This is a genomic window from Chitinophaga sp. (assembly GCF_039596455.1).
Lineage (GTDB): Bacteria > Bacteroidota > Bacteroidia > Chitinophagales > Chitinophagaceae > Chitinophaga.
In genome coordinates, this window is the sequence record NZ_JBCNJR010000001.1 from 883,068 (window position 1) to 901,224 (window position 18,157).

Annotated in this window: 24 protein-coding genes; 14 read left to right on the forward strand and 10 right to left on the reverse strand. The window is 50.8% G+C overall.

The features are described 5' to 3' along the window. Positions 1-21: 21 nt before the first annotated feature. Positions 22-477: a carboxypeptidase-like regulatory domain-containing protein gene (locus tag ABDW36_RS03580; RefSeq protein WP_343700504.1), complete on the reverse strand. Its 456-nt coding sequence runs from the start codon at positions 475-477 to the stop codon at positions 22-24. A gap of 10 nt (positions 478-487) precedes the next feature. Beyond that, on the reverse strand, positions 488-1,108 hold the full coding sequence (locus ABDW36_RS03585; RefSeq protein WP_343700505.1) for a hypothetical protein: 621 nt from the start codon (positions 1,106-1,108) through the stop codon (positions 488-490). 115 nt (positions 1,109-1,223) lie between these two features. On the opposite strand from ABDW36_RS03585, the gene paaA reads away from it, so the two are divergent. From paaA to nadD, 5 genes are read left to right on the forward strand one after another with little or no spacing between them, the layout of a single operon-like run. Beyond that, positions 1,224-2,222, forward strand: a complete 999-nt coding sequence (gene paaA / locus ABDW36_RS03590; protein WP_343700506.1) for a 1,2-phenylacetyl-CoA epoxidase subunit PaaA — start codon at positions 1,224-1,226, stop codon at positions 2,220-2,222. Between the two features lie 34 nt (positions 2,223-2,256). Next, entirely contained in the window at positions 2,257-2,634 is a 378-nt protein-coding gene (locus ABDW36_RS03595) for a hypothetical protein (protein WP_343700507.1), read from the forward strand. After that, positions 2,631-3,386 carry a 1,2-phenylacetyl-CoA epoxidase subunit PaaC gene (gene paaC, locus ABDW36_RS03600; RefSeq protein WP_343700508.1) on the forward strand — a complete coding sequence of 252 codons (756 nt, stop codon included), beginning with the start codon at positions 2,631-2,633 and terminating at the stop codon, positions 3,384-3,386. The genes ABDW36_RS03595 and paaC overlap by 4 nt, the downstream gene beginning before the upstream one ends. Further along, on the forward strand, positions 3,380-3,862 hold the full coding sequence (gene paaD / locus ABDW36_RS03605) for a 1,2-phenylacetyl-CoA epoxidase subunit PaaD (RefSeq protein WP_343700509.1): 483 nt from the start codon (positions 3,380-3,382) through the stop codon (positions 3,860-3,862). The genes paaC and paaD overlap by 7 nt, the downstream gene beginning before the upstream one ends. A gap of 22 nt (positions 3,863-3,884) precedes the next feature. Further along, positions 3,885-4,457 carry a nicotinate (nicotinamide) nucleotide adenylyltransferase gene (nadD, locus tag ABDW36_RS03610; protein ID WP_343700510.1) on the forward strand — a complete coding sequence of 191 codons (573 nt, stop codon included), beginning with the start codon at positions 3,885-3,887 and terminating at the stop codon, positions 4,455-4,457. 16 nt (positions 4,458-4,473) lie between these two features. Here nadD and ABDW36_RS03615 read toward each other — a convergent pair whose 3' ends face one another. Continuing rightward, positions 4,474-5,553 carry an AI-2E family transporter gene (locus ABDW36_RS03615; RefSeq protein ID WP_343700511.1) on the reverse strand — a complete coding sequence of 360 codons (1,080 nt, stop codon included), beginning with the start codon at positions 5,551-5,553 and terminating at the stop codon, positions 4,474-4,476. A gap of 228 nt (positions 5,554-5,781) precedes the next feature. Between ABDW36_RS03615 and ABDW36_RS03620 the strand changes: the two genes are divergently transcribed. Genes ABDW36_RS03620 through ABDW36_RS03630 form a run of 3 tightly spaced genes read left to right on the forward strand, consistent with a single transcriptional unit; the run spans position 5,782 to position 6,861 of the window. Continuing rightward, positions 5,782-5,976 carry a YtxH domain-containing protein gene (locus tag ABDW36_RS03620; protein ID WP_119077728.1) on the forward strand — a complete coding sequence of 65 codons (195 nt, stop codon included), beginning with the start codon at positions 5,782-5,784 and terminating at the stop codon, positions 5,974-5,976. A gap of 41 nt (positions 5,977-6,017) precedes the next feature. Further along, on the forward strand, positions 6,018-6,443 hold the full coding sequence (locus ABDW36_RS03625) for a hypothetical protein (RefSeq protein ID WP_343700512.1): 426 nt from the start codon (positions 6,018-6,020) through the stop codon (positions 6,441-6,443). A gap of 55 nt (positions 6,444-6,498) precedes the next feature. After that, positions 6,499-6,861: a hypothetical protein gene (locus tag ABDW36_RS03630; RefSeq protein ID WP_343700513.1), complete on the forward strand. Its 363-nt coding sequence runs from the start codon at positions 6,499-6,501 to the stop codon at positions 6,859-6,861. A 10-nt stretch (positions 6,862-6,871) separates the two neighbouring features. Here the strand turns inward: ABDW36_RS03630 and ABDW36_RS03635 are convergent, their stop codons facing one another. Then, the gene (locus ABDW36_RS03635; protein WP_343700514.1) at positions 6,872-7,897 is read right to left on the reverse strand and encodes an SPASM domain-containing protein; all 1,026 of its coding nucleotides are present in this window, start codon (positions 7,895-7,897) and stop codon (positions 6,872-6,874) included. Positions 7,898-8,007: 110 nt separating this feature from the next. On the opposite strand from ABDW36_RS03635, the gene ABDW36_RS03640 reads away from it, so the two are divergent. Both ABDW36_RS03640 and ABDW36_RS03645 read left to right on the forward strand, forming a co-directional pair. After that, a complete protein-coding gene (locus ABDW36_RS03640) occupies positions 8,008-8,766 on the forward strand; it encodes a glycoside hydrolase family 25 protein (RefSeq protein WP_343700515.1) in 759 nt (252 codons plus the stop codon). Between the two features lie 6 nt (positions 8,767-8,772). Next, a complete protein-coding gene (locus ABDW36_RS03645; RefSeq protein ID WP_343700516.1) occupies positions 8,773-9,027 on the forward strand; it encodes a hypothetical protein in 255 nt (84 codons plus the stop codon). Positions 9,028-9,031: 4 nt separating this feature from the next. Here ABDW36_RS03645 and ABDW36_RS03650 read toward each other — a convergent pair whose 3' ends face one another. Together ABDW36_RS03650 and ABDW36_RS03655 are read right to left on the reverse strand one after the other, a co-directional pair. Beyond that, positions 9,032-9,565, reverse strand: a complete 534-nt coding sequence (locus ABDW36_RS03650) for a CAP domain-containing protein (protein WP_343700517.1) — start codon at positions 9,563-9,565, stop codon at positions 9,032-9,034. Between the two features lie 213 nt (positions 9,566-9,778). Continuing rightward, positions 9,779-10,327, reverse strand: coding sequence for a CAP domain-containing protein (locus ABDW36_RS03655; RefSeq protein WP_343700518.1), 549 nt, complete (start codon positions 10,325-10,327; stop codon positions 9,779-9,781). Between the two features lie 500 nt (positions 10,328-10,827). Here ABDW36_RS03655 and ABDW36_RS03660 point away from each other — a divergent pair, with 500 nt between their 5' ends. The 3 genes from ABDW36_RS03660 (at position 10,828) to ABDW36_RS03670 (ending at position 12,536) form a co-directional block, all read left to right on the forward strand. Further along, entirely contained in the window at positions 10,828-11,505 is a 678-nt protein-coding gene (locus ABDW36_RS03660; protein ID WP_343700519.1) for a DUF4241 domain-containing protein, read from the forward strand. A gap of 69 nt (positions 11,506-11,574) precedes the next feature. Further along, entirely contained in the window at positions 11,575-12,288 is a 714-nt protein-coding gene (locus ABDW36_RS03665) for a DUF4377 domain-containing protein (RefSeq protein WP_343700520.1), read from the forward strand. 119 nt (positions 12,289-12,407) lie between these two features. Then, the gene (locus ABDW36_RS03670; protein WP_343700521.1) at positions 12,408-12,536 is read left to right on the forward strand and encodes a hypothetical protein; all 129 of its coding nucleotides are present in this window, start codon (positions 12,408-12,410) and stop codon (positions 12,534-12,536) included. 102 nt (positions 12,537-12,638) lie between these two features. On the opposite strand, the gene ABDW36_RS03675 is transcribed toward ABDW36_RS03670, so the two are convergent. The 4 genes from ABDW36_RS03675 to ABDW36_RS03690 form a co-directional block, all read right to left on the reverse strand. Next, entirely contained in the window at positions 12,639-13,820 is a 1,182-nt protein-coding gene (locus tag ABDW36_RS03675; RefSeq protein WP_343700522.1) for a hypothetical protein, read from the reverse strand. Between the two features lie 292 nt (positions 13,821-14,112). Then, positions 14,113-14,805, reverse strand: a complete 693-nt coding sequence (locus ABDW36_RS03680; RefSeq protein WP_343700523.1) for an NUDIX domain-containing protein — start codon at positions 14,803-14,805, stop codon at positions 14,113-14,115. 19 nt (positions 14,806-14,824) lie between these two features. After that, complete coding sequence (locus ABDW36_RS03685) at positions 14,825-15,208, reverse strand: hypothetical protein (protein WP_343700524.1); 384 nt, start codon at positions 15,206-15,208, stop codon at positions 14,825-14,827. A gap of 23 nt (positions 15,209-15,231) precedes the next feature. Continuing rightward, positions 15,232-16,845 carry a M20/M25/M40 family metallo-hydrolase gene (locus ABDW36_RS03690; RefSeq protein WP_343700525.1) on the reverse strand — a complete coding sequence of 538 codons (1,614 nt, stop codon included), beginning with the start codon at positions 16,843-16,845 and terminating at the stop codon, positions 15,232-15,234. Between the two features lie 136 nt (positions 16,846-16,981). On the opposite strand from ABDW36_RS03690, the gene gcvT reads away from it, so the two are divergent. Continuing rightward, on the forward strand, positions 16,982-18,070 hold the full coding sequence (gene gcvT, locus ABDW36_RS03695; RefSeq protein ID WP_343700526.1) for a glycine cleavage system aminomethyltransferase GcvT: 1,089 nt from the start codon (positions 16,982-16,984) through the stop codon (positions 18,068-18,070). The last annotated feature ends 87 nt before the right edge of the window (positions 18,071-18,157 follow it).

An 18,157-nucleotide genomic window follows, 5' to 3' on the forward strand; every position in this document is an offset into this window, starting at 1 on the left:
GTTTTTCTGTACTGAGGAGCTTTAATCCTTTTGCAATGTAACGGTTATTACGCCATCCGGGCGTTTAAAAATATTCCTGGTTTCCCGGCGGTAGCCGTTGCGGCTAACGGTAAGGGTGGTGCCGGCTTTGAGCGCGGCCATCCTGAAGCGGCCTTTGCGGTTTGTTTTTACGCCTTTTTGCCTGCCATCAGGCCTTATTTTGACGCGGCGCAGCGGCTGGCCTTTTTCATTGATTACCAAGCCCTGTACATCAAACTGATCATCTGCCAGCGTAACCAGTACGATCCGTTTACCGCCGGCATGCATAATGCCTGCCGCCCTGGCTCCCTGCAACACATCCATCTTTTTGATGTTCAGGCCCGCCATGTCTGCAGAGTCTGCCACTTTACCGTTAATGATGTACAGCGATCTGTTATTGTCCTGCGCCAGGGCCGGACAGCCAGCCAGTAACAGCCATAATATTAAAAACGATTTCATATTTGAATTATTATATGCCGTGGCCGGCGGGCTTTACGCCTTCGGCCAGCAGCGCCTGCCTGATACGGTTGCGCCACTCTGCCTGCCGGGCCGCATTCTGCCCGCTGTGCACTTCCTCATCGAACTGTTCCTGCATGCGGTTCATTTCCCGGAAAGATTCCAGGTATTCATACTGGATGCGGCTATCATGGTCTTCCATGGTTAGCGGGAGCTGCAAGATCTTTTTCCGGAAGCGCTCCGCCACCAGCCGGGTAATGTCAAAGTGGATCTGCTCATGTTCCAGCGTGTGATAGCTGGGGGGCATAATTCGCGTCCAGGAGGCGCTTTTTACCCAGAATACCTGCAATACCAGCCTGATCTCCAGCGTATCTCTGAACCGGCGGGTACCGCCATCAAACGCAAAGCTGGTGAAGCTGACGGCCTCACTTTTGCCGCCGGCGCGGGCCTTTCCACGGTAATCACGCGCTTCCGCAGCCCGCTGGTGATAAAAGAGCGTGTCTGAGCGTTCATTTTCCGGCCTGCTGTCTTCCACAAATATCACTTTCACCACTTCCTGCCCGGTGGCAGAGCGGGCGGTGGTATCTGTGCCGGTGAGGCACAAACAAATCAGTGAAGAAAGCGGGAAAAACATCAATCATAAAGTTCGGAAATTCCCCCCGGAAATAGCGCATCAGCGCGCCCCCGCCCGAATTGGGCAGAAGCGTAAAAAATCCGTAATTTACAGTATTACCAAAACAATCAGTTCCATGTACGGCGGTGGATACATTTTTGACGAGCCTAACAAACGGCAGTTAAAGGACGAGCAGTTGCATGACGACCCGGAGAAGCTGGCGGCATTTGAAGCCCGCATAGCCCGGGGAGAAAAAATTGAGCCTGGAGACTGGATGCCTTCGGAATACCGGCGGCAGCTGATCCGGCTTATAGAACAGCACGCTCATTCCGAAATTATCGGCGCCTTGCCGGAAGGCACGTGGATCACCCGCGCCCCCGGCTTCAAACGCAAGCTGGCGCTGATAGCCAAGGTACAAGATGAAATAGGCCACGGGCAACTGCTGTACAACGCGGCGGAAACACTGGGCAAGAGCCGTGAGGCCATGATCAACGATCTGCTTAGCGGCAAATCCAAATATTCGAACGTATTCAATTACCCGGCTGAAACCTGGGCAGACGTAACAGTGATAGGCTTTTTAATAGACGCCGCGGCTATTGTGAACCAGGTGGCCAACGCCAAAGGTTCTTACGGGCCATATTGCCGGGCCCTGGAGCGCATTTGCTACGAAGAAAGCTTTCACCTCAAGCAGGGGCACGATGCCTTTATAGAACTGGCTACCGGTACGCCGGCGCAGCGCACCATGCTGCAGGATGCCCTCAACCGCTGGTGGCAACCCATCATGCATTTCTTTGGCCCACCCGATAAAAGTTCGGTACACAGTGAAAAACTGATGCAGTGGAAAGTGAAAATGGCCAGCAACGATGATATGCGCAACCAGTTCCTGGACGCTTATGTGCCCAAAATATGGGAGCTGGGCCTCACCCTGCCAGACACCGCCCTGCATAAGAATGAAAGCACCGGCAAATGGGAGTTTTCTGACCCTGACTGGGAGCTGTTCAAAAAAGTGATCAATGGCGGCGGCCCTTGCAACAAAGAGCGGCTGGATGTGCGCAAGTGGGCGGAAGAGCATGGGTGCTGGGTACGCAAGGCGCTGATGGACCCGGGAGACAAAATAACCGCACCTGCCGCCTGACCGGCAATGGTACCGCGCAAAAAATAATTACCGCATGGAAAACAACCAATCATTAGACCCACGGGTAAACCGGCTGCAGCTAAACGTTTCTGGAGAACCCGTAGTAGTGCGGGACGGGGAGAACTGGAACGTGTTCGAAGTATTTCACCAGGAAAAACGGGGCGCCCATCATGAACATGTAGGCTGTGTGCATGCCCCCAATGCCCAGCTGGCGCTGGTGTTTGCCAAGGAGCAATTCGGCCGCCGCAAAAAATGTGTGAACCTCTGGGTGGTGCGCAGCGCAGATATACTGGCCTTCAACACGGAAGATGAAGATATGTTTGCCAATAACCTGGAGAAAACCTACCGGGATGCCAGCGGCTTCAAGGTAATGGAAAAGATCAACCGGTATAAAAAATCAGGAAAGGAATGAACCGTGCTATCAACAACCTGCTTACTGCCATGGCAGACGATGCCCTGATTCAGGGCCACCGCAATTCCGAATGGACGGGCCTGGGGCCGATTATGGAAGAGGACATTGCTTTTTCTTCCATGGCGCAAGACAAGATCGGGCATGCTTGGGCGCTGTACCGCATCTTGCAGGAAGACCTGAACGGCAGCGACCCTGACCGTTTTGCCTTTCTGCGCAATGAAAAAGACTACCGCTGCTGCCACCTGGCAGAGCAGCCCAATGGGGAATATGACTTCAGCCTGGTAAGGCATTTTTTGTTTGACCATGCTGAAGCGGTACGGTACGGCCGTTTGGAACAAAGTTCTTTTGCGCCCCTGCAACCGCTGGCCCGCAAGCTGAAAGGAGAGATCAAGTATCACACCCTGCACGCCAATGCCTGGGTTTCCCAGCTCTGCCGGGCGGGAGAAGACAGTTACATCCGCATGCAGGCGGCGCTGAACCGTTGTTTCCCACTGGCATTGGGGCTGTTTGAGCCACCGGAAGAAGAAGCGGAACTGGTGGCCACTGCCGTATATCCTGGTGAAAAGGCGCTGCAGGAGGAGTGGCTGGACCGTATTTACAATATTCTTTCCCCGGCAGGGCTTAACCTGCCAGCTATGGAAGATGTAACGCCGGCCTATGGCGGCCGCCGGGGGTATCACACGGAATACCTGCAGCCCCTGCTGAATGAGATGGGGGCCGTATTTCGTACAGACCCGGAGGCTATATGGTAAAGAAAGAACAGATATACAAAGCGCTGGAGCAGGTGATGGACCCGGAGATACCGGTGCTGAACGTGCTTGACCTGGGCATGATCACAGCTGTGGAAGTAGAAGGAGATACCGTACTGGTAAAAATGATACCCACTTTTGCCGCGTGCCCCGCTGTAGAGATCATTCGCCGCAACATTGCCACGGTGCTGGAAAAAGAACTGCAAGCCGCTGTTACCGTTGAAATAGACAAGACTGCACACTGGAGCAGCAACCGCATAACGCCCGCTGCGCGGGAGAAGCTGCTGAACTTTGGCATTGCCCCGCCGCAAGTGCATAACGGAGAAGCCTATGCCGAAATTTTACTGCAAACCCCCTGCCCTCACTGCCATAGCGAAAACACCTACCTGCGCTCTCCCTTCGGCTCCACACTTTGCCGTGCCATCCATTACTGTAAGGATTGCGGACAGGTGTTTGAGCATTTCAAACCGCTGGAGTAACATTTTCTTGTATCTTGCCGCCATGAAAATCGGACTATATTTCGGCTCTTTCAACCCTATACATACCGGGCACCTGATCATAGCCAGCTTTATGGCCTATCATACAGACCTGGACAAGGTATGGCTGGTGGTATCACCCCATAACCCGTTGAAAGCCTCTTCCAGCCTGCTTAACGAACACCACCGCTTTCACCTGGCGGAAATGGCTGTACAAGACGAGCCGCGGCTGCGGGTGAGCAACATAGAGTTCTCCCTTCCCCGCCCCTCCTTCACTATAGACACCCTCACGTACATGACGGAGAAATTCCCTACCCAGCAGTTTGTAGTGATCATGGGCAGTGACAGTTTTCAGAACATTCCCCGCTGGAAAAACTATGAGCAGTTGCTGGCCAATTATGAGATCTATATCTATAACCGCCCCGGCCATGAAGTGAAAGACACTTACGGCGGCAAGGTAACGGTGGTAGACGCCCCCATGCTGGACATCTCATCCAGCAACATCCGCAAATGGATACAGGAAGGCAAATCCGTCCGCTACATGGTGCCGGACACGGTATGGAAGTACATGGCGGAGAATAATTATTACAAGGGCTGAGCAACAAATTGTGGAATTATTCCCCCGGTTGTTGCTTCATTTTCTTTTCCTTGGAGTGATGGGTTTTTACGATTTTCACTTCCCGCTTTTTCACCAGGTATTCGTTGGAGTAGATGCGGATGAGCACAATGAAAAGAGAGATGAGCAGGGGCCCGAAAATCAACCCTATGAAGCCGAACAGGCTAACGCCGATGATAACGCCGAAAATGGTGATGAGCGGGTGTACGTCCCCGATCTTCCTGGCCAGCATCATCCGGAAAAGGTTGTCAGACGTGCCTACTACACCAAAGCCATAAGCCAGTACAGCAATGCCCTGCCAGGTTTCTCCGGCGCTCAGCATATAAATGCCCATGGGCACATATACGGCCGCCGCGCCGATAATAGGCAGCATGGCAGTAAATGAGGTTACCACAAACCAGAAAACAGCCTCCGGCACGCCAAAAATGAGATAGCCTATCAGGGAAACAACGCCTTGTATCAGCGCAATGAGCGGTATGCCAATGGCGTTGCTGATCACCATGTTCTTCATTTCCTTCCCGAGCAGCTCTACGTTCTCATCTTTCAGGGGAATGTATTCGTACAGCGCCTCTTCCATTTCCCGGGCGTTAACCAACATAAAGTAAAGAATAAAGTACATGATGGCCACGGCGGTGAGGGTGTTGAAAGTTGCGCCCACAAAGCCCGGCAGCACATTGGTAATATATTCCTGCAGTTTCTGCAGGCGGGCGTCAGACATCAGGTCTATACCCATGCTTTCCTGCAGGCGGGCATTCATGGCCTCAATGCCTTTTATCAGTTCCGAAGAGTGGGTAATGGCATATGTCACCTTGGCCGTAAGCATATTTACCAGCATGCTGATAGGCAGGAGGATGATGAGAAAAGAAAGGACCATGATAAGCGCTGCCGCCCAGTTCTTCCGCCATTTGCGCACTTCTACCAGCCTGAACATGGCCCGGCGCGAAAGCACATACAAGGTTACCGCCCCCAGGAAACCCGGAAAGAAGGCATACAGCTCCTTGAATAGCAGAATACCCAGGAAGGCCAGAATCAGCAGGAAAATAATTTGTTTGAGGCGTTCATTGTCAAGGTAGCTCATAGTGATGATTTGGTAGAGAATTCAAACCTACGTGATTTCTGAAAGATCACAAAGTATGCCATTAGGGCAGGAAAATGAGGCTCACGGGGAATTATATGGCCGTTTTTTTTATTATTCAAGCCATTTGAACAATTATGGAACAAAGTTTGTAACCTTAATTGCGGAGTGGAAGGAAACACCCCGTACTCCCTGGAACCCGAATCTTTCACATTTTAAAAACTCTAAACTATGAGCAGAAGTTCAAAAGCCGTGGTATCTTTTATTGTAGGGGCCGCTGTAGGCGTAGCTGTGGGCTACTTTCTCAATTCAGACAAAAAAGACGAGCTGGTAGAAAAACTGAGGTATCAAACGGGCAAGTTGAAAGATAAATTCCGTGCAAAAAAGCAGCAATTCGAAGATGCTATTGAAAATGAATTAACTTAAAGGTTACATTGTAATTGTAGCATCTTACTAAACTCACTTGCATGGAAGATAATTTTTCCAACTATTTTTCAGAAACGGGCAAGGTGGCCAGGAATTACCTGGAAACCCGCCTTGATCTGATCAAATTACAGGCAGCCGGAAAGCTGTCTAAAGCGCTGGGCTTGTTCTTTTCGCTGATAATGGCTTTCCTGCTGTTCTTCTTTGTGATTGTTTTCCTGGGAATGGTAGTTGGCTTCTGGATCGGGGAAATGACAGACAGTTTTGCCATTGGTTTCTCCTGTGCGGCAGGTTTCTTCGTAATCCTTTTCGTAATCATCATTCTCTTCCGCAAAAGCCTCATACAGCGCCCCCTGGCCAATTTACTGGCGGCAGAGCTGGTAGAGGAAATTGAAGAAATGGAAGAGCGCAGGGAAGAAAAGAAGGAAATGCGGAGAGAGGAAAGAGAAAAACAGCAGGCTGCCGGATAAGGGCTGGCCATAACCGTAAATGATACCTTGATGACCTATTCATACACACCTTCTCATGCCTAAAGTCAAAGTAAAAAATATGGAGCAGCTGGACGTGGAGATCCAGCGCCTGCAGGAAAAAACGCGCCGGCTTGAAAACGAGTTGGGAGAAAGGCTGGATTATCTGAAAGGCAATTACAAATCCATGGCCATGAACAGCGTGGTGCCCGGCATTTCCAAAAGCGGCGTAATGGGCATTGTTGGGGGTATTGCCAAAACCGCCTTGAAAAGCGGTACGGCAAAATCAATGCTTACTTCTGCATTGATGACGGCTGTTGAATTTATTGGCGTACGCCTGGGCATTAAATTGTTCAATAACATCCGCAGCAAGCGCCACCGCAAAAAAGCGGCCCGGCAGCAACAGGAAGACGCGGATTGACGCGTCTTTTTTAACCCCACACTTTTGTTCCCTCACTACAGTTTGCGCAAATATCAATGTGCTTGCGCCCTTTTAATATCTGGCTGCGGAAACGCACATAATTATCGTTATGCCATAAGGTGCTGAAGCTGCTGCTCTTCAGGTCTCCCAGCCGGTGCTGGGCGTCTTTGTCAAAACAGCAGGGTACCACCAGGCCATCCCAGGTAATGACGGGAGAATGCCAAAGCCGCCAGCAGTGGTTGCCCAGCTTGTTCTTGATGGCATAGCTGCCATCTTCGTTCTTTTTGTAACGGGAGTATTTGTCTATAGTGGGTATAAGGCGGTTGCCTTCTTCATAATCATATACCTGCGCGGTTTTGAAACGCACTTCGTCCACCCCTATTTCAGCCGCCAGCTTTTTCACGTCTTCTATCTGGTGCTCGTTGGGTTTTACTACCAGGAACTGGAAGAAAACAAAAGGCTTTTTGGAGTTCAGCTCTTTTTTCCATTTCACAATATTCCGGGCTCCGGCCAGTACTTTTTCCAGCTGGCCGCCCACGCGGTATTGTGTGTACACGTCTTGCGTAGTACCGTCTATGGAAATGATGAGCCTGTCCAGCCCGCTTTCAACCGTTTTACGCGCATTCTCGTCCGTCAGGTAGTGGGCATTGGTAGAAGTGGCGGTGTAAATGCCTTTGTCGGAGGCATACTTCACCATGTCAAGGAACGCCGGGTTAAGATAAGGCTCTCCCTGGAAATAGAAGATGAGGTACAACAGGTCCCGGTGCAGCTCATCAATGGTTTTGCGGAAAAAGTCGTTTTGCAGCATGCCTGTTGGCCGGGTGAACGCTCTCAGGCCACTGGGGCACTCCGGGCAACGCAGGTTGCAGGAGGTGGTGGGCTCAAAGGAAATGGAGATGGGAAAGCCCCACTGCACCGGCTTGTTCGTCCATTTGCTCCAATAGTAGCTGCCCAGCACCTTTCCGGCGTTCCAGCCGCGGCGGAAGGTGAACTTGGAAAGGAAGTTGAGCGCGTCGTTGATGTTCGGTTTGGGCATGTACAGCTTTCTTTAGGAGCATAAATTTACAACAACAATCCGGCCTTTCGTGCATAGCAGAAAAAATTGCCCTATACTTGCTCCTGATTTTCATAGGATATCTATAGAGCATGGCTACACGTAAACGCGTCCGCCCCCTTGTTTATATGATCATATGCCTGGCCCTGGCCGGCGGCGCTGCCTGGTGGTGGCTGCGGCCCGGTACTCCGCTTGAGTTTGTGCGTTATGAGGAGTTCGGTATAGACATACCGGTTAACTATTCCATACACGGCATAGATATTTCCAAATTCCAGGGCAATGTGAACTGGCGCGCGGTAAGGCAGATGCAGGTAGATGATATCCGGATTTCGTTTGCCTTCATCAAAGCTACAGAAGGCATCACCCGGCAGGATGCCACCTTTCAGCGCAACTGGGAAAAAGCCAAAGAGGCCGGCATTGTGAGGGGGGCCTATCATTTTTTCTATTCCACTCGAGACCCCGTGAAGCAGGCCATCAATTTCAAGAACGTAGTACAGCTGGAAAAAGGAGACCTGCCACCTGTGCTGGACATAGAAGTGCATAACAACCAGCCGCCGGCTGTTATCCGCAGCACCGCCCGCATCTGGCTGGAGGAAATGGAAAAGGCCTATGGCGTAAAGCCCATCATTTACACCAATATTCATTTTTACGAAAAATACCTGGGCAAAGAGTTTGAGGATTATCCCCTGTGGGTAGCCCATTATTACCAGAAAGACAGGCCCCGCAGCGCCCGCAACTGGGTATTCTGGCAGCATAGCGACATTGGGCGGGTAAATGGGATCCGCACTACGGTAGATTTTAATGTGTTCCGGGGAGACAGTGCGGCTCTTATGAAGCTGTGTATTCCTTAACTTTACATGATGGAAGAAGAACCCAAAGACAATTTTGACTGGCAGCTGCTGCAGTTTTTTATCAAAATTGTCCGTACCGTGTTTATCGGCATGTTCTGGATGCTGATCAATATGTTTTTCGGGTTGTACCTGGGCTTTGCTGTTCCGGAAGAATCTACGCCCCTCCGGATGTTCCTTTTCTACACCTGGCTGGTGCTAAGCCTGGCGGGTTATATCTACTACGTCTGGCGCCTGTGGCGGCATAAAATGCCACCCCCCTGAGTGGTCATTTGCCGGAGGGTGCGGCAAACACCTGCGTCCACACCCCATTGGCACGGCCGATGCCCATTTCTTTGTAGTTGGCGCTCATCAGGTTTTTGCAATGACCTTCGCTTTTCAGCCAGCCGCTGATCACGTCTGCCTCCCTTGAAAAGCCGGAGGCAATATTTTCACCAGACCAGGAATATTTGTACCCGGCCGCGGTAATGCGTGTTTGTGGCGTGGTGCCATCCGGGCTGTTATGGGAAAAGTACTTACGCTCCACCATGTCTTTACTGTGTTTGGCGGCAGCCAGCTCCAGCAGAATATTCCATGAAACGGGCTGCACAGGCGGCATGACAGTACTGCCGCAGTTGCAGCCTTGCGCGCGCACTTCATTCACCATGTGCAGCAGCAGATCTTTATTTACATTATTTTCAATCACTACTACCGTGCCCGGCTCCTCTGGTTCCGGTTGCGGCTGTACGGGGGCTTCTTTAGTGCAGGCAGTGGCCAGCATTAACAAAGCAAAGGGGGTAAAACGATTCAATTTGTCAAACATCAGAATCCCAGTTAAAACATCAAAACTTTTAGTACCGGGTTCTTGATAGGAAGAGGTTAAAGCACGTTGGCTTTTTCAGAGGAAGAGGGTTAAATATTACAGAAGCATTTTCATGCGGTATAAAGGTAAGGCGCCGGTTTGAATTAACTAGCGCCCACCTGCAAAAAAGATGTTAATGAAAATAACAAATTATAGATCAATGTACTACGAAGGTCATTTTAGGCTTTTGGGGCTGGCCATTTCCTGGCTCCAGAAGTTACCCACTTTTGCTACGCCCATTTCAGAAAAATTGTTATCCATCAGCACTTTACAGTGTGTAACGCTTTTAAACCAGCCTTCTACTACCGTGCGTTCGTTAAGTACGCCCAGCGCAATGTTCTCTCCCCAGGCGCGCCACTGGTAGCCCATGCGGGTAATGCGCTTGCCGGCATTGTTGCCGTCCCTGTCCTGGTGGCTGAAATAATTGTACTCCTTCATATCCGTGCTATGCAGCCAGGCAGCTCTTTCCAGTGCGGTGTTCCAGCGGATAGGAGATACGGGCGGCATCAGTGTGTCCCCGCAGTTGCAGCCTTTGGCGCGTACTTCATTTACAAGCGCCAGCAGTACGTCTTTGTTAACCGGGTTGTTCATGATAAAAGTAGTGTCTTGTATAGGAACGGGCGGAGGCGGCGTTATGGAGGTCAGCGGTTCTTTACTGCAGCCCGATATCAAAGTGCAAACGATTGCAATACCTGCGCAGAGGCGCACGAATCCAGTATTCATGTTCTGAATAATTAAAAAAAGTTAACTAATTGATTTCTGGTGGTTTAGCGGAGGTTACGGTTCAAAATATACCAGATGGGTTTTTCAAAGGGATGGATAAACCGTATTAAATACAGCATATAATAGAGAATGCAAAATTACCGCCGGATTTTGTAAATACGTCCTTAACAAAGTGAAATTTCTGTTAACGCGCTGATTGTTAATCAATTGTAAATTTGACGACATAGGTTTTCCTTCCAGTCCGGCTCCCCTTATGTATCTGTATTTAATACAGGTACAAATATATACAATAAATATAAAATGTAAAAAAATAAATATAAATACTTTGCTGGGAGGATGAGGGTGGTACGGTACTTTTGTGCCCCGTAGCCCCAACCGGATCAACCTCACCGGGCTCCAGAAGAAAGAAGCAGGATGTGAAACCTTTTGCCGGCAAGATGACCTTTTGACTGTTGGAGCATAGCTCCGGAGCAAAAAGGGCCGGCTTCAAATGCGCCCACATGAATTTTTTGAAAGAGTTTTGGAAAAGATACAAAACACGGTATGTGCGTTATGCCCCGCTTGACTACGGCCTCTACTTTGAGCAGCCGATAATACACGGCATGGGCCTGGAGAGTTGCTACCTGGGCAAGCTGGTGATGCCGGGTGGTTTTGTAGTGGCTTGTGATCCTCTGCTGGGCCTGCATAATGCCCAACCTTATACCAGGCGGGTGCCGCCGGGGCAATACCCGGTTACCATGCTGGTGGCGGGCAACAATGGCAGCAAGAGGAACGCGCTGCTCAAAATGAATTTTTCTGAAGAACGGGCCCTACAATGGGAGCTGGCCCTGCTTCCCGGCCAGGCCCTGTCTGCCGCACGCAGCAAAAATGCCTGGTATGGTTTTACGGCAGATGCGGGCATTGGCTGTTTGTGTGACGGGCAGGTGCAGAAACACTTTTTCCGTTACCTGGAGCGTTTTTTCAGGGAGCGGCCGGAAGGTGATGTATATACTTCCTTATTTGCAGAGGCCTTCTCAAGACACGGCGGGTTGGCCGCGGCTTTTCATCTTCCCTCCTCCCCGGCTTCCAATGTGGTGCTGTTTCATACAGGGTATGGAGACGGTATTTATCCCGCCTATTGGGGGCTGGCAGAAAACGGTAATGTATGCAGCCTGGTAATAGACTTCCTGGTATTGTGAGATGGAAGCCGTGATAAAACACTAAACACAATGGCCCCATTGTTGTTGTAATTCCTGTAAACCCATCATATGAAATACATCCGATTGTTAGTGCCTGCAGTTGCCCTGCTTTTGGCTGCGTGTCAGAATAACCGCAAAGCAGGTACGGCAGACAGTTTGCAAACCGTTACCACCGCTGCGTCTACCCCGGAAGGCTATTATGAGGCCAGCCTGCCTGCTGCCTCCAGTCCGGGCCGCCTCATTGCGCTTACGCTCCGCCCGCCGGCAGAAGCCCAAATGACCACAGATTACCTGAACAACACGCCGGAAATTTTGCAAATGGGCAATTGGTCTGTGCAGAACGATGGCAGAATGCTGATAACACTGGTAACCGTGGGCAGTGGTAACCCGCAGAAAGACACACTTTATTTCAGGCAAGAAGGTGAAAGTCTCCGCTATGAGGGGAGCAATTACGGATCAGATGGTTTAACACTGGTGAGAAAAGAACGGCCCGCCCCTGCTGCCAAAGAACTGGTAGTTTGGGTGAAAGGCGAAGGCGAGTGTGACCGCGGCCCCGGCTTCGGGAAAACAAAGTGTTACGACGTGCAGTATGGAGACAAGCCAGCCAGCCCTGTGGCCGACGCCTGGGAAAAACTGATGGAACCAATAGAAGGACTGACCTTTGAAAAAGGGTATGTCTACAAGCTGCGGGTAAACCGTATTCCCCGCGATCCCCGTATACAAGACATTGGGGCTTATGAATACAAGCTGATAGAAGTGGTGTCTAAAGAAAAAGCGCAATAAGATTTTCCAGCGTAAAAAGTGCGCCCGCGGCAGAAAACGCACCTGAAATTACACGGTGTTTTGTCTTTTTGGGTATAAAGCGCTAACTTGCCCCCTGAAAATTCTTAAAACTGTATATCATGTTGTTGAACGTTTTACTCTCTGTTTATGAGATCGGCAATAAAATTGGCCATTTCGGCGCCTGGTTTTTCATCATCCTGTTCAGTCTGATGTTTTTGTACGCCATGGTGAAGTACGTAAAACGTTAATAAATTAAAGACGATATTTTACATAGGAGAGGCTGCCGTAAGGTGGCCTTTCTTTTTTTATTTGAAAGAGCAAGTTGCGGCGGAACGCCATGCCACCGGCTTTTAAAACGCTTCTGAAAGTGAGAGGTAAAACCCTGACTGTCTTTTCTCTCCCGGCCTTTTTTCTCCCCAGCCATAATCCAGCCGCACGGTGATGCGGGCAGACTTGTCATAAAAATAACGGATGCCCAGCCCATAATTGGGTTTGAGGCGGGAGAAAGAAAAGCCGCCGTTCTCGAACACGGTACCCGTGCCCGCAAAACCGGCCAGCGCAAAAGTAGGCCGCAGGTCTACGAACCATAGCTTGATACGCATTTTAGGATCTATGAAGTAGCGGTACTCTGCTTGCGCCGCCAGGTAATTCTGGTCCCGGTAGCGGCCGGTGTAATAGCCGCGCATGATGTTATCATTACCTAACTCCGGCAGCAGGTAAAAAGGAAGCGAGTTTCCCTGCAGGCTGTGTGCATAACCATTGAGGCCCAGTGTGCTTTTGTGCGTAACCGGTATAAACTGGCTGGCTTTCAGCTCAAAGCGCCACAAAGGGTGTTTGCTCAGAAAAGACGGGGCATAGGCTGCATTGAAACGTACATAGGTACCAAACGTGCAATAGTTCTGGTTATCGCGATTGTCATACACACCGGTTACGCCCAGAAAGGTAGCGTAGCCGCCTGTCTTATCTACCAGGTTGCTTTCCGGGAATACGCCTTTGTCATTATCCGCCGTATACACATCGTGCTGGTAGGTGACGGACAAACCTGCGTAAAAGTGGCTGGTAACGCGTTTTTCCGCTTCTACGGCCACTTTGTAACGTTTATTGCCAATGAGCGAGCGGTTGTCATACCAGGTGGTATCTCCCAGCCCGTAATAATACACGGGGAAGTTATGGTAACGAAAGTTCGTCTTGATATGATAATCGTTATTACGCGTCCAGTTGTCTGATTGGAAGTTCAGCTTGAACTGGTTGTTGGTAGTGAAAGTAGCCAGTAATGCCAGGGTAGAGTTGCGGGTATTGGGAGAGGGGTTCCGCTTGTCTCCGTAATAGGAATAAAGCGAGGCCCCGCCAAATTCGAGCCCTTTCTCCGGGGAATACCCCAGTACCGGCACGGTGAAAAAACTGCGCCGCTTCAGGGTGTCTTTTTCAAAAGGAACGGCCGGTGGGCCGTCTTTTAAACGTGCGGAATCCTGGGCCTTCAGGCAAGGGGCCGCCAGCATACAAAAACTAAGCACTGCTATCTCTTTCCGCATAGGTTTGCAATATCCATAAAAAAGCTGAAATACGGAAACGGCCCTGCGAGGGGGCTTTTTGGCGCGGTGAAGCGGGTCAAGGCTTCCGGTTCCTATAATAACGCACGTAATGGGTAATACCCCTATCCGGACGGTACGCATTGGCCAGCCGCCTGAATATAAACGTGTAAGAAATAGGGGTTTACATTAATGTATAGCGTATTTTATGTAAATGGGACACAAAAAAATTACCACTTTTGAAGTGAGCCAAAAAAATTTGTGTAAAAAGGGCTTGAAACTGAGGAACAACGAACTAGGAAAAAATTTCGATATATGATTCCTTCTCTCGCAGTTCTATGAACCGCTCCCGGTTAAAACTATATAATTGGGCGGGGCGGCCTTGGAGGGGGTGCTTCAGTTTCTCCTGCTGGGTGATAAGCAGGCCCAGGTTATGGATCTTTTTCTGGAAGTTACGGCGGTCCACCGAACGGTCATACAGCCATTCGTAGAGTTTTTCCAGTTCAGACACGGGGAATTTGGCATCCAGCAGCTCAAAGGCCAGGGGCTCATTGCGCATCTTAAGACGCAGGTGGTCAAGGGCGGCGGCGATCACTACATCATGATCAAACGCCATTTGGGGCAGCTCCCGCACGGGGTACCAGCGGGCCTCTTTATTGCCGGCGCCTGGAATAAGTTTGGTAGCAGAGGGTTTGATAAGGCCAATATGCGCCACGCACAATACTCTTCCGCGCGGGTCTCTTTCCGGCGCTCCAAAGGTGCGGAACTGCTCCAGGTAGTTGACGCGCAAACCGGTTTCGTCCCGTATTTCGCGGTGTACGGCGTCTTCTACGGCCTCATCGTTGCGGATGAAACCGCCGGGGAGGCCCCATTTGAAAATGTGCGGAGGAATGCTGCGCTTGCTGAGCAGCACTTTCATGCCTTCTTTGGAAGTAAAGCGCAGCACTACGGCGTCTGCCGTCACCCTGATGTGTTGATGAACTGGCAAGGGATAAGAGTTTTCTGGTTTATTGTCCGCTGATGTACTGCTGTATCTGCGAAGTTCCTTTGCGGAGGTTCACGAACAGCGGATTTTTTTGCGGATCAAATACAATAATAGTATTAGACTCCCAGGCATCCTGCGGCGGTGGCAATACAATTTCAACCTGCATGGCGTTGGCGCGGCGGAACATGAGGCTGTCTTTCTGCACATATCTTGCCGGGAAGTTGTTTTGCTGAAGGTAACGGATAATACTGTCACGGCCGGCATTCACGGCGCTGTCTGCCGTGGAGTGTTTTTCACGCAGCACAAAACACTTTTCACTGATCACTTCATAGTGGCTGGTGTCTGTTTTTTCCCGGGTGGGATTACAGGCGGCCAGCATAGCCAGGGAAAGTAAAAGATAACGCATACCGCAAGTTATAAAAACCGTGTCTAAAAATGGATATCAAATACTTTCTCTTCTTTTCCGCGCTTCACTTTCACGGTAGTACTGTCTCCGGCCTTGAATGCAGAAAGCGCGCCCATGTAAGATTCTACGTCGCTCACTAATTTGCTGCCCAGCTGGAAGATAACGTCTCCGGGCGCAATGCCGGCTTTTTGTGCAGGTTTGCCGTCAGACACGGCTTCTACTCTTACGCCGCCCTGGCTGAAAGTGTAGTCAGGCATAATGCCCAGCGTAACAGAAAAACGGGCGCTGCTCATTTGCCGCTCGCGGGTCTTGGTAAAAGCCAGCCGCTCCTGCCCGTTGGTTTTTTCTATAATGTCGTATACCAGCTTTACTATTTTAAGGCTGCCATCGTAGTTGATCTTGCCGGCATCGTCACCGGGTTTGTGATAATCACTATGGGTGCCGGTAAAGAAAAACAGCACGGGCACGTCTTTCCGGTAAAACGAGGTATGATCTGAGGGACCGGTACCGGAAGAGTCATAACTTACCTTGATGGCGGAGGGTACGGTGCTTTTAAGTACAGGGCCCCACGCCGGCGATGTGCCGATGCCGCCTATCTGCAAGCCTTTATCTTCTGTGAGACGGCCCACCATGTCCATATTCACCATATAGTTCATGTCTTTGGCGGCAATACCGCCGTTCTCCACAAAGTACTTGCTGCCAAACAGGCCCAGTTCTTCACCGGAGAAGGCTACCAGCGCATAGTTGTTCTTTTTCGGGCTTGAGCTTTTCAGGAGGCGGCCCAGCTCCAGGAGGGCGGCGGTGCCGCTGGCGTTATCATCTGCGCCGTTGTGAATGGCTTTTTCAGAAGGCGCCATGGAGTTATGGTCTTCTCCATAACCCAGGTGGTCATAGTGCGCACCCAGTACAATGGTGGTGGGCGCCCCGTTATCAATATAGCCAACCACGTTGGTGCCGGTTCTTTTGCTGGGCTTGAAGTCTACTTCAAAGTCTACCATAAAACCATTGGCATCATCCGCGCTCAGCGCCTTGCTTAGTTCCGGCCCGGCCCAGAGGGCAGGAATGGGCAGCGGAGCGGTTTTTTCATCCAGCCAGCGGGTTACATCACGGGTATTTTCGGGGCCATTAAAGAAAATGACGCCGGTGGCGCCGTTCTGTTTGGCTTCCTTTGTTTTTTTGATATAAAACTCAAGCGGGGCGTGAGGGTTCATGTCTTCCGCCGCTTTCACGTCTACCAGCCAAACGTTATCAAGGTCATTCACGCCGGGCAATACTTCTCCTTTTGCGGCTTTTTCGGCGCTGAAAGGCAGTGGCACAAAGCGGTCTGCGGCCTGCGGCTGCTGGTTAACGAGCAACCGTGTTTTGGGCCCGGCCTCTTTTCCTTCCCGCACGGTGAACACCTGCAGGTAACCGTTGCTGCCCCTGGGGCTGAGGCCTGCGGCCTTCATCTGCTCTGCAATATAGGCCGCGGCCATTTCCTCACCGGGGGTGCCGGTACGCCGCCCTTCCAGTTTGTCACTGGCCAGGTAGTTTACATGCAGTTGCAGGTTGCTGATAATTTTGCGGTCTGCCTTCTTTTGAGGATATGCTGCCAGCGTTAAACAAACAAGCGGGCACAAAAGGTAAGTCTTTTTCACTGCCGGGAGTTTTGCCGCAAAAATACGGTTTATCACGGGATTGTCTGGCCCCCGCTCCCGCTTTGTTTAATACTCAAATTAAATACTAAATTTGCCGGGCTTTGAAAAGGGATACAACAAAACAAGCATCAATAACATGAAAAACACACCATTTACACAAAAACACATTGCGCTGGGAGCCAAAATGGCGCCCTTTGCGGGGTATAACATGCCTATTTCCTACACCGGCATTAATGATGAACATGCGGCCGTGCGCAACAGTGTAGGTGTGTTTGACGTGAGCCATATGGGAGAATTTATTCTCAAGGGAGAAAATGCGCTGGACCTTATTCAGCGTGTTACCAGCAACGATGCCTCCAAACTCACGGCCGGCAAGGCTCAGTACAGCTGCCTGCCGAACGAGGAGGGCGGTATTGTGGATGACCTGCTGGTGTATTGCATTGAAGAGAACAAGGTGTACATGCTGGTGGTGAACGCCAGCAATATTGAAAAAGACTGGGAGTGGATCAGCCGGCACAATACCAAAGGCGTGGAAATGCATAATATTTCCGATAAAACCTGCCTGCTCGCCATACAGGGCCCTAACGCCACCAGCGTAATGCAGTCCCTTACAGACCAGGACGTGGTGAACCTTAAATATTACACCTTTGTGAAAGGCACTTTTGCAGGGGTAGACAATGTGCTGATCAGCGCCACCGGCTACACCGGCGCAGGCGGGCTGGAAATATATTTTGAAGACAAGGACGGGGCGGCAGACAAGGTGTGGGATGCTATCTTTGCCGCCGGCGCCTCCAAAGGCATCAAGCCCATAGGCCTGGGCGCGCGGGATACCCTGCGTCTTGAAATGGGCTTCTGCCTCTACGGCAATGACATAGATGACCGCACCAGCCCGCTGGAAGCTGGCCTGGGCTGGATCACCAAGTTCACGAAAGACTTCACCGCCCGCCCCATCCTGGAAAAACAGAAAGCGGATGGCGTGCAGCAGAAACTGGTAGGATTTGAAATGGTAGACAAGGGCATTCCCCGTCATGATTACGAGATCAAAGACGCGGAAGGCAACCTGATAGGCCGTGTGACCTCCGGTACCCAGTCTCCAACGCTGCAAAAGGCCATTGGGCTGGGTTATGTAAAAACAGGCTTTGCAACACTGGATACGGAGATATATATTGCAGTACGGGACAAGCTGCTGAAGGCAAGAGTGGTGAAAGCGCCTTTCCTGGGTTAAACCGGGGTGCTTTTACAATTTGGCGGAAAGGGGCAGCGTTATTGAAAACCGTTCAACCATCGTACCATATCTTAAACTGTATAACTG

Bases quoted from the DNA above. Each gene is read 5' to 3' on its own strand.
- gcvT (WP_343700526.1), top strand. From the start codon at position 16,982: ATGAAAAACACACCATTTACACAAAAACACATTGCGCTGGGAGCCAAA.
- ABDW36_RS03595 (WP_343700507.1), top strand. From the start codon at position 2,257: ATGGAAAACAACCAATCATTAGACCCACGGGTAAACCGGCTGCAGCTA.
- ABDW36_RS03625 (WP_343700512.1), top strand. From the start codon at position 6,018: ATGGAAGATAATTTTTCCAACTATTTTTCAGAAACGGGCAAGGTGGCC.
- ABDW36_RS03585 (WP_343700505.1), bottom strand. From the start codon at position 1,108: ATGTTTTTCCCGCTTTCTTCACTGATTTGTTTGTGCCTCACCGGCACA.
- ABDW36_RS03630 (WP_343700513.1), top strand. From the start codon at position 6,499: ATGCCTAAAGTCAAAGTAAAAAATATGGAGCAGCTGGACGTGGAGATC.
- nadD (WP_343700510.1), top strand. From the start codon at position 3,885: ATGAAAATCGGACTATATTTCGGCTCTTTCAACCCTATACATACCGGG.
- ABDW36_RS03580 (WP_343700504.1), bottom strand. From the start codon at position 477: ATGAAATCGTTTTTAATATTATGGCTGTTACTGGCTGGCTGTCCGGCC.
- paaD (WP_343700509.1), top strand. From the start codon at position 3,380: ATGGTAAAGAAAGAACAGATATACAAAGCGCTGGAGCAGGTGATGGAC.
- ABDW36_RS03660 (WP_343700519.1), top strand. From the start codon at position 10,828: ATGAATTTTTTGAAAGAGTTTTGGAAAAGATACAAAACACGGTATGTG.
- ABDW36_RS03655 (WP_343700518.1), bottom strand. From the start codon at position 10,327: ATGAATACTGGATTCGTGCGCCTCTGCGCAGGTATTGCAATCGTTTGC.
- ABDW36_RS03615 (WP_343700511.1), bottom strand. From the start codon at position 5,553: ATGAGCTACCTTGACAATGAACGCCTCAAACAAATTATTTTCCTGCTG.
- ABDW36_RS03650 (WP_343700517.1), bottom strand. From the start codon at position 9,565: ATGTTTGACAAATTGAATCGTTTTACCCCCTTTGCTTTGTTAATGCTG.
- ABDW36_RS03645 (WP_343700516.1), top strand. From the start codon at position 8,773: ATGATGGAAGAAGAACCCAAAGACAATTTTGACTGGCAGCTGCTGCAG.
- paaA (WP_343700506.1), top strand. From the start codon at position 1,224: ATGTACGGCGGTGGATACATTTTTGACGAGCCTAACAAACGGCAGTTA.
- paaC (WP_343700508.1), top strand. From the start codon at position 2,631: ATGAACCGTGCTATCAACAACCTGCTTACTGCCATGGCAGACGATGCC.
- ABDW36_RS03640 (WP_343700515.1), top strand. From the start codon at position 8,008: ATGGCTACACGTAAACGCGTCCGCCCCCTTGTTTATATGATCATATGC.
- ABDW36_RS03685 (WP_343700524.1), bottom strand. From the start codon at position 15,208: ATGCGTTATCTTTTACTTTCCCTGGCTATGCTGGCCGCCTGTAATCCC.
- ABDW36_RS03670 (WP_343700521.1), top strand. From the start codon at position 12,408: ATGTTGTTGAACGTTTTACTCTCTGTTTATGAGATCGGCAATAAAATT.
- ABDW36_RS03675 (WP_343700522.1), bottom strand. From the start codon at position 13,820: ATGCGGAAAGAGATAGCAGTGCTTAGTTTTTGTATGCTGGCGGCCCCT.
- ABDW36_RS03635 (WP_343700514.1), bottom strand. From the start codon at position 7,897: ATGCCCAAACCGAACATCAACGACGCGCTCAACTTCCTTTCCAAGTTC.
- ABDW36_RS03620 (WP_119077728.1), top strand. From the start codon at position 5,782: ATGAGCAGAAGTTCAAAAGCCGTGGTATCTTTTATTGTAGGGGCCGCT.
- ABDW36_RS03665 (WP_343700520.1), top strand. From the start codon at position 11,575: ATGAAATACATCCGATTGTTAGTGCCTGCAGTTGCCCTGCTTTTGGCT.